The organism is Methylobacterium nigriterrae (genome assembly GCF_037106235.1).
Classification (GTDB): domain Bacteria; phylum Pseudomonadota; class Alphaproteobacteria; order Rhizobiales; family Beijerinckiaceae; genus Methylobacterium; species Methylobacterium nigriterrae.
Genome location: NZ_JBAWTG010000148.1, coordinates 1 through 10,984, shown reverse-complemented (window position 1 = coordinate 10,984; position 10,984 = coordinate 1). Strand labels below are relative to the sequence as shown.

The window sequence follows — 10,984 nt, the reverse complement described above, 5'->3', positions numbered from 1 at the left end:
GCGGGCCCGGTTCTCGGTCGTCCACATCGGCAGCCTCCACACAGGCCGCCTTGAATCATAAGCCACTGACATCGCTCAATATGTCGCCGGACAGACACTAAGTCTTGCCCCGTTCTGCCGATAGGCAAAGCATCAGGTAGGTCCGTGGAGGGCACGTTGAGCAATCAGCTCCCACGACACTCCCGGGCCGGCACGTCGGAAGGCCTATGAGGGGCAAGCCGCTGTGCTCAGTGCCTTTTGATAGGGAGAAGTTTCACCGGTCGGCCCAAACTCTGTTTGACGACAGGAGGCAGCCATGAGCCTGAAGACGCTGATCCGTGAGCCGGTGGTCAATGACGCTCAAGGGGCCATCATCGCCGGCGGAGTGACACTGCTCGCTCTAGGTGGCCTGCTGTTAGGCTTCTTCTAGAGCTACCCTCAGAACGCTCTGCTCGTCGGTGAGCAGGTGCCCTTGAACTCATCGTCTATGGCTGCGTCGCTGTCAGGCCCGGCCTTGCTGTGATGGATCACAAGGCTGAGGGTCTGAGATGCACGGTCTATCGTCAGCCGGTCGGTCACACCCCCACCGACTTCCTGCTTGCCAATGATTGCCGTTTCGGTGAACGCATCAGTGATAGCTCCCTCACCTGAGCCGATGCTGAGCACCTTCTCATTCGGGATGTCGAGCGTCACTGTGAAGGTGAAGGCATCCTTACCATCGCTCTGAGAAACCCCGGCGCAGAGCAGAAGGTCCGGTCACCATCCATCGCCAAAGCTTCCGACGATCTGAGGAGCAGGGCCACTATCATGCTGAGGGTGAGAAGCTTCATGATTCCGGATCGGGGCGTTTCCTAGCGGCTGCGAACCAAGGCTGGCACTCGACGGCTAGGCCGCAGAAGGCCGATCAGGCCAGACACGGCTACCACACAGGCCAGCCCCAAGAGGCAGAAGAACCCAAGGAAGTGCCCTGGTCGGCCCTGAGCGAGAAGGGCAGCGAGCACGACGACGAAGGCGGCTAAGCCGGTAAGAACGCTCATGGAGCCCCCTCCTGAGGTGACAGTCCGGGGAATAGGGCATCCCAGTGTGGCGGGAACACGGCCTAGCTACGCCATCATACTTTGATAGGAGTGACGCTCCATTTCTAAGCGGTCGTGCCGACGTCCCAAGCTGTCAATTTGTCTATCCTCACCGACCACGGCGAACCCCCGAGCGCGGTAGAATTGCACGGCTGAAATGTTCTCAGCGAAGACGTGAAGACCTAGGCTGTCGTGATGGTCTTGTGCAGCCTGTAGGAGGGCTGACCCTACCCCTCGGCCGGCGTGTGGCCTATCGACGTACAACGCCGAAATGTAGCCCTCATCATCCACAGCGATGAAGCCGATCACCTTACCCTCGATCTCTGCCAGGAGGGCTTCCGAGTGCCTCAGGAGAAGTCCCAGATGTTGGCGAGCCTCAGTCTGCTCAGCCCTCCCCAAGAACGAATGAGAGATGTGGAAAGTCCGGTCGAAGATCACGAGCGCTTCAGCCGCGTCAATTTCGTGCTCGTAAAAACGAATGTGCATTTGTTGCCGGCATCCTTGATAGTCAGTCTTCAGGCTCGAAGCGAGAGAGCCGCTTCAAGTCCTCAGCCATGTCTTCTACCGTAGGCGTCTCGTAATCATCACGCTCGTCAGACGAGCTATAGCCCCAGAAGGCGAAGCGGATGCGCTTCTCGCTCTTAGCCCATTCTCTCCGTGTCGCCCGCCACCGGGCTCGCTTCCGACCAACACATACCATTAGGCGTCTGCTCACGGGGCGAACTGTCTGTGCTCGGCACTCTGCACCTTGGGCACACCCTTTCCGTCAGTGATGGAACGGAGTAGGAACATACCAAGGCCGAGTTGAGTTGGCTGAGCCAGCCTCAGCTTCCGTTCAGGTTCCACTTGGCACCTCTCGGAGCTGACTCACCGAGGCTAGCCGGGAAATGTCAAAGCCTAGCGAATTTAGCGTGATCCTGCCCCACGACAGCAAGCCGAGCCGCTATCGTGCGTTCATCCTCAACGCCGACGAGACAGTGCTTCGGATCGAGCACCTCCCGGCACAGGATGATGACGCGGCGCTCGGCCTTGCCCGTGCGATGCTGGACGGGCACGCTCTCGAACTCTGGGACGGGATGCGCTTCATTGAGCACCTAGAACCGAGCGCGAGTGCGGGCTGACACTCAGGACTGCGGAACTTTAATCCAAATTAACCTCTTGGCCTTTCAAGGCACCGGCTTGAGGTGAGAAGTCGGCGTCTGCTGGTCTCAACAGCCTCACCTATTTGGCTCATGCCCGTGCCGCGTTATTTTTTCGATCTGCACAGCGACTGCCTGTCCGAATGGGACGATGAGGGCACCGAGTGCCACAACAGCGAGGAGATCGCGCACCAAGCTCTCGCGATACTCCGCAGCGTACCTGGGATTGACAGTGCTAAACACGCGCCAACCGTTGTGACGGCCCGTGATGCTGCCGGACGTGTGGTCGTAACGGCTACCCTCAAGCCGCGCTCAGAGGCCCGCGTTCAATGGGCCGAAGCGCAGCTTGCGCCACCTGATGCTGCTCTCGTGCATCTTCCCTAGGCTCCGCGTCAGCGTCCTAGTAGAGCTTCGGGAGTTCCCTAACACCCTCGACGACCCGTCCGATTGGCCAAAGTCGAGCTTAGCCATAGGGCGGAAAACTCAAGGAGAGCCTCATGAAGGCCGTCACACTCGCAATCGCTAGCACCCTTCTTCTCGGTTCAGCCGCCATAGCTGCAGAAGGTGGCTCAGGGACTTCCGGCACAAGCCGCTCTGGAACCCTGAACAGCACTGGACCGAACGACGCTGGTGCGGGTTCATCGCCAGGAGCAGCAGGCAGCGGTCCCTCGACGGGTGGAATGAGCCGTTCGGGCACGGCAAACAGTACAGGGGCGAATGATGCTGGCTCGGGCTCCTCGCCTGGAGCGAAGGGCAAGGGTAGCAGCTCCGGGTCTCACTGAGGCAGCAGCCCAAAGGGCCACAACGGTCGGGCTTGAGGGGCTTATCAGGAACTGACCTCAAGTCCGAACGGGGTCAACTAGACTTAGACGGGCTCTGTCGATCCATGCCACCAGCGGCAGCCAAGGTTGATCCAGCGCATTGCCCTGTCCGCTGTGCGCGCGCATGACTCCTACTGATCGTTCTCGGTGGATAGCTGGTTTGGGTGAATACCCTCATCGCAGGGCCCTTGCCGACGCAGCCGAACACCCGGGCCACCTTCGGCCGTGCAGCAGTTGTCGAGGAGGATCACACCAGCTCCCTCAAAAGTGCGGGCGATGACATCACACACCTTAGGATCACCGAGCATTTGCCCGCTCTCTAGGGCTGTAATGGTTCCTTGCTGAACGCCGGAGCGCTCCGCCAAATCACCAACCGTCCAGGCAAGCAGACCTCTAGCTGCCCGAATCTGCGCGTCAGTCACACACTTCACGGCAACAGCTCCCGTCTGCCGGAGCGGATGCTCATGTGTAAGCGTCCGCCCTGGCTTAGACCTCACTTACCCTTGAGAGTGTCCTTCACGCTTCCCACAACGTTCTGGACCTTTCCCTTCACCTGATCGGCAACGCCCTCGTTTTTGAGCTTCTCGTCGCCCGTCAGCTTGCCAGCGCCTTCTTTGACCTTGCCGCCGAGGTTCGTAGCCGAGCCTTCAACGCGGTCCTTATCGACAGTCATGGCGTCGTCCTCATCGTTATCAGCGCCTTTGCGTGGCACCTACAAGCGAACGAGGAGCTGACTCAAACCGTTCCGGTTCCTACCTCAGGCCACCTCTGGCGAGCGTTTGGTGAGGCGCTAAACTACCGCGCCATGAGCTACGTGGATCGCATCGCCCGGCTGCGCATCGTCTTGGATGACACGGAGCCGGCCGTCTGGCGCACCGTCGAGGTTCCCCTCACGATCAGCCTCAAAGGGTTGCACGAGGTCATCCAGGCGGCGATGCCGTTCGAGGATTGCCACCTCTTCGCCTTCCGCGTTGGCGAGTTGCGTTACGCTGTTCCAGACACGAACTGGAGTGGCCGGGAGACCCGTAGCGCCACATCGGCCAAGCTCGGTGCGGTCTTGGAGGGTGGCGTTAGGCAGTTCGCCTACACCTACGACTTTGGAGACGGCTGGCAGCACACCATCACGGTGGAAGAGGTGAGGCCGGCAGACCCAGCGGTGGAGTATCCCCGGCTTCTAGAAGGCGAGCGGCGAGCACCGCCTGAGGATGTAGGCGGCACGTTCGGCTTCGATGAGTTCCTCGAAATTCTCTCGAAGCCTCGGCACCGGGAGCGAAAGAGCCTCTTGGAGTGGTGCGGAGGCACTTTCGAGCCTGAGATGCTCGACAGGGCAACAATCGAGGCTCGGATGGAGAAGCTGGCACGGCGGCGGACGCTCGGGAAGGCGGGATTCGCGAAGAGCCGGTTACCACCTCAGTGAGCTGGAATGGCTGCGAGTTCGAATCCACTCAGCTCCGCCAAACCCCGTCATGGCCAACAATTTGTGCTACAGTTTTGCGCTACAGGAGCGATGTGCTTGGTGTGCTAAGTCCTTGATTTCAAATAGGTTAGGTGGTTGGCGCGGAATGTCCCACCCCTTCCGCCAGATTTCTTTTATAAGTCGTTGAAACGAATGAGTTTTTAACCGAGGATTGCCTTCTGTGCCCTCATTGTAACCCACATTTTTCGTTGGCTTGTACTGAGCCTTGTCGGAGCGGCTTGGACAAATTCTTCGCCCCTCGACCCGGGTTTCTCCTAAAGGAACGAGCGAGCCGGGCTCCTGATCTTGCCGGAGGCTGTGGGTCTCTGGACGTTTGACCCGCCTTCGGAAGGCCGGGCCTTGCCTTGACCGCTGTTTGCGGACGCCGTCTTGGGGCGATGTTCCTGAAGCATCTACCAGGAGCACCTGTGCTTTCACCGCGCTCAGAGCCAACCAGCGATTTAGCGCCCGCTCAGCGCCGCGACCGTGTTCTTGGCAATCCAAGCGGCTACCGGGATCTCGGCCAGGGAGCGCTCACCGAGCAGTTCCCGGGCAACGAGGACGAGGTCAACCCACTCATCTCCCTCGAGCTCATCCCGAGCTGCCTTGGCGGTCCAAGCGAGAAGCTCAGCCCAGCGAGCGCGCCGCGCCGGGAGGATCTCTCGCAGAACGGCCGCTTGCTGCTCCTTCTTGCCACCCGATGAATCCAAATTGACCTGCGCGGCTTCGTCCTGCTCGAACCAGGATTGCAGAAAGGTATAGTGCTTGGGCCAGCGTTTCGATGCGCCAAGCGCCTGCGCAATGCCCTTCGCGGATTGACGCTCGGTGGGTACATCCTCAAGGAGGTCTGCGATGAGCGTCACAGGCGCAAGACGCTCCGGCCGAACTTGAGTAAGGCCAACAGCTTCGAGGAACTGCACAAGCCCGAAGGGTGGGGCTTCCCTCCGGTCCAGGTTCACCGCTAGACCATGCGCGACGGCTGCCTGAACGATGTCGAGCGTGGCATCGAATGGATCCAGCTCCTGCGCGATCTCGGCCATGAACTGAGCGGCCTCTCGCTGGCCGAGACCATCGCGAACCCAGGCATCCCGCACACCGAAGCCGTGCTTCACGAGAAGCGAGGCCAGCGCCAGCTTACGGCCGCGCTTGAGCAGGACGAAGAAGCTCTGCGCGCCTGCGCCGTCACAGCCCGAGGCGATCACGGCACTGATCTGCAAGGAGGGCTGTGCCGTGGACTGCTTGCCGCGCTGGCGGCAGGCCCGCACGGCGATGTCGAGGCTGGCCTGGACGGGCTCTGGCAGCCAGGGCCGCATCAGCACCATCCGGTCTGCGCTTTCTGCCGAGACGAGCCCTTCGGGGGCGGCATGAGCGAGGCTTTGCGCCACGTATCGGCTGATTGCGGGGCTCGGCTCAAGCAGCCAACCGACGGCAGCCTCGCGCATCGCGGGCACGTCCGAGGCAACGAGCGAGGCGATGATCAGGCTCTTCTGCTCGTCGGGATAGACGGCCAACTGCTCGGAGAGCTGTGCCTGGATCAGGAAGAGATCGTGGTCGAGGGCCTCAGCTAGATCCTTGTAGTGCGCGGCGAGGTCAGCAGAGCCAAGCTCGGAGCTCTCGGCTGCCGCTGCTTGCCCAGAGAGCATGAGCATCAAGGTCCGCAGCTCGTCACCGACGTCGAGCTTGGCGGCTGCGAACTGCTGCCCGATAAGCATCAGCAGCTCAGGCGGGATCCGACCAGCCTCGGCAGCAGCGGCAAGACTGCGCCTCAGATCGGCAATGAGCGTCGCGGCCGGGCCGTGAGGGTCAGCCTCAAGGGCCATGCGTGCTTCCGACAGCGCCTGCCCCATCATGAACAGCAGGGCCTCAACTAGCCTCTCGCTGGGCCGCTTCTTGTCGGCTTCGGTCAGGAGCAGGTCGAAGAGGATCTGGACTGCGTCAGGACTCTGGGACAGGGCCAAGCCAACCGTTTGCGGGCCGGAGCTCGCCCGTCCTCGGCCAAGATCGTTGGCCACCAGCTTTGCAAGCTGAAGCAGCGCGGCGTGGGAAGGGCTTAGCTTCGCAGGCATGCGAATTACCTTAATGGCATTGCCTACGTGCCCCAATCGTCAGGATCGGTCGAGTGCGTCTGACACCTGACCGTGCTCAGCCAAATTGCCAAGACTGGCGACCTTTTCGGTACTCAGCCGTTGACCCGGCGCGAACCTTGGCCCTCACAACGCAGCGTGAGGCAGTCGAACGCGAAATTGAGGAGATCCTCATGAAGCACGTACTGATCGCAGCCACCCTCGTTCTCTTCCCCATTGCCTTGACCGGGTCTGCTCAGGCGCAGGGCACCATTCGTGGCGCAGAACGCGGCGCTGAGGATGGAAGCCGGGCGGCTGGGCCGGTCGGCGGCGCTGTAGGCGGAGCCGTTGGCGCGGCCACAGGCACCGTGGGCGGCGTGCTCGGCGTCGATCCTGACAGGCGCGACGAGCGCATCGAGCAACGTGAGGAGCGCCGCACCGTCCGCGAGCGCCGCGACCGCTAACGAACAATGCCCGCCTTGCACCATTGCAGGCGGGCGTGCCCCAAGAGAGGAACCAGCGGACAGCCGCGCACGCACTCGACCAAGCCCGGCAAGTCGGCCCGACGGCGTCGTCCGCGTCCTATTCCTGACTGCGGTACTCTGCGGAGCTGACCAGGGCTGTGGCAAGCCCGGCAGCCACAACGTCCTCCGTGAGCCCCCGAGCCAAGTCAAAACCTGAGCGTGTCGTGCTTCCACGCGCGGCGCGGCCCACCAGCGTGCCTGCAAGTGCCCCTGCCATACCGACTAAAGCACCGATTGCTGGTGAGGCATCCCGCCCGGCCAAGGCCGCACCGCCGACAGCGCCAATCGCAATCCGCGCCGCGAATGAGGGCGGAATGCGCCGGTCGGGCGCGAACGGCATCTTGTCACCGACCATCTCGGCCAGGGCAGCCGCTGTGGTTAGACCGCGTGGCAAAGGGCCAGCCTGGATCCACTCGGTTCGCGTGCGGCCCCGCGAGGCAGCCCAGCTCAACGCGGCGCAAGCGGTCATGCTGCGCAGCCCAGCCACGAAGCCGATGCCGAATGATGCCGCGTGCTTCTGCATGGTCTCTCCTCCTCAGCGGCAAGGCAGAGTGACGAGCGTGGGGATCAGGGGTGAGCAAGGGCAAGTGGCTGTCATGTGCTTGCTCCCCGAACTGCGAGCGGTTTCGCACCTCCGCGCTGCCCCGCTTGCAGGGCGCAGCATTGCGTCGAACTCTGGCTCAGGAGCAGACCAGCCCGAGGGGGCATGCGTTTGCCCTGTCAGGGCACCAGATCGCTGACCCGGACGGCGAAAAACTGGAAGGGGTTCTCGATAGCCCCTGCTTGAGCTTCGGAGGCATCCGCACACTGTTGGCTCTCCACCGGGGTCGAGATTCGCTGCGTGAAAGTTGCGGTCGGCGCTTCGGCTCTCGCGGTTTCGATCTGACGTTCGAGATCTGCCTCGTGCATGACGTGGCAGAGCATCCAGGGCTCGCCGTCCTTCTCGATCGTCACATAGGCCATGGTCCACCTCCCGAGCACTGGAAGAAGCAACGCGGCACAGCGAGCTTCGGCATCAGCAGCTCGGCAGATATCCTCTCCACCGAGCCCCAAAGCCTCTCTGCCGGTTGACAGAGCGGGCTGGGCAAGAAGAGCCTCGTCCGGGGGCGGCTACGGAGTTAGCCACCATGGACAACTTCGATCATATCCTGAACTGGACGCTCAAGGCCGGTTCGCATTTCTTTCCTGGGCCGGACGGCGGCACCTGCATCAACGAAGCCGCGCTTGTGGCAGCAGGCTTTCCCTATCGGCCCGTTCGGTCGATCTCCGACATGCCAAGCTGCTTCTCGCGCCCGATCTGCAGCCTCGCTATGATGCTGAACGATCAAACGGATGACATTACCCGGCAGCGCCTGATGCCCTTCGTGACGCGGCTGGCCTGTGCCGACACGCCGGAGGTCGAGCAATTGCGCGCGGCTTACATCGATTGCCGCCTCGGTTCCGCGAGGCTGTACCAGCGACGCACGCATTTCGAACTGGGCCTTGATGCGCTCGAAGGGGCACTGGCCATTGGGCGGCAGGCGGACGAGATCGCGTCCGGCGAGGTTCGGGACCGCATGGCTGCTGCGTGCAGCCAAGTGCCAAAGCCGGATCAGGGCGATAAGCCCACGCTCTCGGCAAAGCTCAAGGCGTGGTTTGGGGCAGCCGCTGAGAGCGTCGGGTGAGAGCGGAATGCCGACAGCGGGCAAACGTTTTCCAGGCTAGCGAGGGTAGTAGTCGAAGCTCATGGTCGCGAACGCCCGGTGCGGGTCCCGAGCCCCGGCCGGGCGTTCTGCTGACAGATGGGCACCTGGCCTCTGCCTCAGCGAAACCAGCCGTGGATTTCAGCCCGAGCTTCGAACACGGCAGCAGCCATCGGACAGCCACGCCGTGGCTCGCTCGAAGCGGTTCACCCAGCCCTCTCCCGGGTTCTGGTTAGGCTCCTGGGCGAAGCGAGCGGAACAGGCCCATCAGCTTTCCTCCTGCGGTAGGTTCGCCCTGCTCCTCGTGGGCTTCTGAGTCAGGTTCCTGCTCTCTGCTGCTGTCTTGGTCAGCAGCCGCGTGCTCGCGGCGATCTCGAAAGAACCGCGTCAGGCATTCGAGAGCGAGCGGGGGCACGGGATAGTCATAGTCCCGCAGCAGGAGCACGGCCTCCGCAAGAGCGGTAGCGGTCTGATCCTCGACCGGGCGCTGCTGCATCATCTCCGCCAAGGCTCTCTCGGCCAGGCGTTCAGCGAGCTCGGACACTGTCGCGAGCTTCTCCTCTGGAGCTCTACTGGCTGTGATCATCAACATCGCTCCCTGATGCGAAGGATAACACCCGCGCCCCGGGATCGTTGAGGCCCATCGAAGCGCTTGGAGCGGCGATCCGCGGCCGACATGTACATGCACCGCGCAGGCTCTGGACGATCTGGGAACGGCGGTGCCTCGCCTGGGTTGGAACATGCCGACCCGGAGGAGTGTGCGTATGGACATCTGGCAGCAGATCGAGCGCGACCACGCGAACATCACGCAGCTCATCCATGAGACGCCGAACGCTCTGAACAGCCCCGGCGTGGTGCGTAGCCGCGAGCGGCTCCTGGCCGACCTCATGGATGAGCTGGAGCTGCACGCAGCAGCCCTGGACGCCAGCCTCTACACGCCCCTGAGCCGTCATACCCAAACCCGCCAGCTCGTCGAGGAACTGCGTCGCGAGCATCGGGAGTTCATGCGGCAACTTGGCAGTCTCGCCCAATACGCCCTCAAGAATTCGGTCGGGTGGCTCAATCTGTTTGACGACGCGGCCAGCTTGGTCGATCAGCACCTGTACCGACACAGCACTGAACTCATCCCTACTGCCCGCGAGTTGCTGGGGCCTGAAGAGGTTCGGAACGCCACGCGCGAGTACGTGCATGCTAAGATGCGCGTGCTCCAGTCGCGGCGACGCGGCAAGCTGGGCGGTTTGGTCTCAAGCGAGGTCGCGCTGACTGCCACGATCTGCGCTGCCGCCATCGGCCTTGGCCTGATCGCGTGGCGCACGGGGCTGCTTCGCGGCATCGGCACGCGCCGCTCACGACCCAGCAGCCTTGCGGAGAGCGGCACAGGTCAAGCGCGAGGGGCATTGGCCGTCCCGTCGGCGCTCGGCCCGTCGGCCACCGACAGCGATCCGCAGCCGCACAAGGGCGAGAGCGCCTACTCCGCCATGTTCCGGCGGGTGGCCGGGCAGAACCAAGGCGTTCCGATTCACCCGGCTGTCAGCGCCGACACGGGTGTGGGTGGGGTGCTCTACCGAGCCGACCCGCAGCGAGACACCTTACGAGAGGTGGTGCTGCCCACCCTAGCGGAGGCGAACGAAGGCTGGGCGGAGCACGGCTTTCAGATCTACCTCAAGGATGAGACCCTGGCGGAAGGCCGGGACCGGCCCGCTGACCACCCGAGGGTCTCGTTCAGGATTGCGCAGGCGACGCTGCCAGATGACCTCGTTGCCAGCCGTGCTCCTCAATTCACCTTCGAGCGCACCGTCGAGGGCGGAGTGAAGTTCAGCGTTCAGAAACACAGTTCTGCGGCTCAGGATGCGAGCCAGACTAGTGGCAGTCGGAATGGCGGCGAATTGACCCCTGAGAAGCTGCAGGAAGTGCTGGAGCGCGCGCTGCGGCTAGGGCTGGCCACCCCAATCTGATGGTGCCGTATCGAGCAACGCACCCGGCCCGTGCGGACCGCAAAATCAGCGCCGAATGAGCACGCGGCATCCTCACTCTACCAACTCTGCCGGTCATTCTTTTCTGCCAAGCTGCCGAGCCGGACGGCAGTAACCCGCAATTTCGCTGAAGGCTTAGCCTTTGGCCGTTACACTGAGAGCACCGTGATATGGCTAAGAGCGTCTAACAAAACCGGCGGTGGTGCGTTGAGAGGAGATGGCGAGACCGCTCCTTCCTGATGGCCTGTGGGCCGAGATCGCACCGCTGCTG

The 10,984-nt window shown here is 62.6% G+C and carries 15 protein-coding genes; 7 read left to right on the top strand and 8 right to left on the bottom strand.

From position 1 onward, the window contains the following. Positions 1-417: 417 nt before the first annotated feature. Together WDW90_RS31720 and WDW90_RS31715 are read right to left on the bottom strand one after the other, a co-directional pair. Complete coding sequence (locus WDW90_RS31720) at positions 418-672, bottom strand: hypothetical protein (RefSeq protein WP_336491562.1); 255 nt, start codon at positions 670-672, stop codon at positions 418-420. 410 nt (positions 673-1,082) lie between these two features. Continuing rightward, positions 1,083-1,541, bottom strand: a complete 459-nt coding sequence (locus WDW90_RS31715; protein WP_336491561.1) for a GNAT family N-acetyltransferase — start codon at positions 1,539-1,541, stop codon at positions 1,083-1,085. A gap of 425 nt (positions 1,542-1,966) precedes the next feature. Here WDW90_RS31715 and WDW90_RS31710 point away from each other — a divergent pair, with 425 nt between their 5' ends. The 3 genes from WDW90_RS31710 (at position 1,967) to WDW90_RS31705 (ending at position 2,976) form a co-directional block, all read left to right on the top strand. After that, a complete protein-coding gene (locus tag WDW90_RS31710; protein ID WP_336491560.1) occupies positions 1,967-2,176 on the top strand; it encodes a hypothetical protein in 210 nt (69 codons plus the stop codon). Between the two features lie 111 nt (positions 2,177-2,287). Beyond that, positions 2,288-2,578 carry a DUF6894 family protein gene (locus tag WDW90_RS40950; RefSeq protein WP_431311162.1) on the top strand — a complete coding sequence of 97 codons (291 nt, stop codon included), beginning with the start codon at positions 2,288-2,290 and terminating at the stop codon, positions 2,576-2,578. A 113-nt stretch (positions 2,579-2,691) separates the two neighbouring features. Continuing rightward, the gene (locus WDW90_RS31705) at positions 2,692-2,976 is read left to right on the top strand and encodes a hypothetical protein (RefSeq protein ID WP_336491559.1); all 285 of its coding nucleotides are present in this window, start codon (positions 2,692-2,694) and stop codon (positions 2,974-2,976) included. A gap of 170 nt (positions 2,977-3,146) precedes the next feature. Here the strand turns inward: WDW90_RS31705 and WDW90_RS40945 are convergent, their stop codons facing one another. Further along, on the bottom strand, positions 3,147-3,437 hold the full coding sequence (locus WDW90_RS40945) for a helix-turn-helix transcriptional regulator (protein WP_431311163.1): 291 nt from the start codon (positions 3,435-3,437) through the stop codon (positions 3,147-3,149). 71 nt (positions 3,438-3,508) lie between these two features. Beyond that, positions 3,509-3,688 (bottom strand): CsbD family protein, encoded by a 180-nt coding sequence (locus WDW90_RS31700; protein ID WP_336491558.1) that lies wholly within the window; start codon positions 3,686-3,688, stop codon positions 3,509-3,511. Between the two features lie 132 nt (positions 3,689-3,820). Between WDW90_RS31700 and WDW90_RS31695 the strand changes: the two genes are divergently transcribed. Next, positions 3,821-4,432: a plasmid pRiA4b ORF-3 family protein gene (locus tag WDW90_RS31695; RefSeq protein ID WP_336491557.1), complete on the top strand. Its 612-nt coding sequence runs from the start codon at positions 3,821-3,823 to the stop codon at positions 4,430-4,432. 500 nt (positions 4,433-4,932) lie between these two features. Here the strand turns inward: WDW90_RS31695 and WDW90_RS31690 are convergent, their stop codons facing one another. After that, a complete protein-coding gene (locus WDW90_RS31690; protein WP_336491556.1) occupies positions 4,933-6,537 on the bottom strand; it encodes a hypothetical protein in 1,605 nt (534 codons plus the stop codon). 191 nt (positions 6,538-6,728) lie between these two features. On the opposite strand from WDW90_RS31690, the gene WDW90_RS31685 reads away from it, so the two are divergent. Continuing rightward, on the top strand, positions 6,729-6,998 hold the full coding sequence (locus WDW90_RS31685) for a hypothetical protein (protein ID WP_336491555.1): 270 nt from the start codon (positions 6,729-6,731) through the stop codon (positions 6,996-6,998). A gap of 118 nt (positions 6,999-7,116) precedes the next feature. Here the strand turns inward: WDW90_RS31685 and WDW90_RS31680 are convergent, their stop codons facing one another. After that, positions 7,117-7,581 carry a hypothetical protein gene (locus WDW90_RS31680; protein ID WP_336491554.1) on the bottom strand — a complete coding sequence of 155 codons (465 nt, stop codon included), beginning with the start codon at positions 7,579-7,581 and terminating at the stop codon, positions 7,117-7,119. A 197-nt stretch (positions 7,582-7,778) separates the two neighbouring features. After that, the gene (locus WDW90_RS31675) at positions 7,779-8,021 is read right to left on the bottom strand and encodes a hypothetical protein (RefSeq protein ID WP_336491553.1); all 243 of its coding nucleotides are present in this window, start codon (positions 8,019-8,021) and stop codon (positions 7,779-7,781) included. Positions 8,022-8,185: 164 nt separating this feature from the next. Between WDW90_RS31675 and WDW90_RS31670 the strand changes: the two genes are divergently transcribed. Continuing rightward, on the top strand, positions 8,186-8,722 hold the full coding sequence (locus WDW90_RS31670; RefSeq protein WP_336491552.1) for a hypothetical protein: 537 nt from the start codon (positions 8,186-8,188) through the stop codon (positions 8,720-8,722). A gap of 250 nt (positions 8,723-8,972) precedes the next feature. Here WDW90_RS31670 and WDW90_RS31665 read toward each other — a convergent pair whose 3' ends face one another. Then, on the bottom strand, positions 8,973-9,326 hold the full coding sequence (locus tag WDW90_RS31665) for a hypothetical protein (RefSeq protein ID WP_336491551.1): 354 nt from the start codon (positions 9,324-9,326) through the stop codon (positions 8,973-8,975). A gap of 178 nt (positions 9,327-9,504) precedes the next feature. On the opposite strand from WDW90_RS31665, the gene WDW90_RS31660 reads away from it, so the two are divergent. Further along, on the top strand, positions 9,505-10,695 hold the full coding sequence (locus WDW90_RS31660; protein ID WP_336491550.1) for a hemerythrin domain-containing protein: 1,191 nt from the start codon (positions 9,505-9,507) through the stop codon (positions 10,693-10,695). The last annotated feature ends 289 nt before the right edge of the window (positions 10,696-10,984 follow it).

Bases quoted from the DNA above. Each gene is read 5' to 3' on its own strand.
- WDW90_RS31715 (WP_336491561.1), bottom strand. From the start codon at position 1,541: ATGCACATTCGTTTTTACGAGCACGAAATTGACGCGGCTGAAGCGCTC.
- WDW90_RS40950 (WP_431311162.1), top strand. From the start codon at position 2,288: ATGCCCGTGCCGCGTTATTTTTTCGATCTGCACAGCGACTGCCTGTCC.
- WDW90_RS31705 (WP_336491559.1), top strand. From the start codon at position 2,692: ATGAAGGCCGTCACACTCGCAATCGCTAGCACCCTTCTTCTCGGTTCA.
- WDW90_RS31700 (WP_336491558.1), bottom strand. From the start codon at position 3,688: ATGACTGTCGATAAGGACCGCGTTGAAGGCTCGGCTACGAACCTCGGC.
- WDW90_RS31695 (WP_336491557.1), top strand. From the start codon at position 3,821: ATGAGCTACGTGGATCGCATCGCCCGGCTGCGCATCGTCTTGGATGAC.
- WDW90_RS31690 (WP_336491556.1), bottom strand. From the start codon at position 6,537: ATGCCTGCGAAGCTAAGCCCTTCCCACGCCGCGCTGCTTCAGCTTGCA.
- WDW90_RS31685 (WP_336491555.1), top strand. From the start codon at position 6,729: ATGAAGCACGTACTGATCGCAGCCACCCTCGTTCTCTTCCCCATTGCC.
- WDW90_RS31680 (WP_336491554.1), bottom strand. From the start codon at position 7,581: ATGCAGAAGCACGCGGCATCATTCGGCATCGGCTTCGTGGCTGGGCTG.
- WDW90_RS31675 (WP_336491553.1), bottom strand. From the start codon at position 8,021: ATGGCCTATGTGACGATCGAGAAGGACGGCGAGCCCTGGATGCTCTGC.
- WDW90_RS31670 (WP_336491552.1), top strand. From the start codon at position 8,186: ATGGACAACTTCGATCATATCCTGAACTGGACGCTCAAGGCCGGTTCG.
- WDW90_RS31665 (WP_336491551.1), bottom strand. From the start codon at position 9,326: ATGATCACAGCCAGTAGAGCTCCAGAGGAGAAGCTCGCGACAGTGTCC.
- WDW90_RS31660 (WP_336491550.1), top strand. From the start codon at position 9,505: ATGGACATCTGGCAGCAGATCGAGCGCGACCACGCGAACATCACGCAG.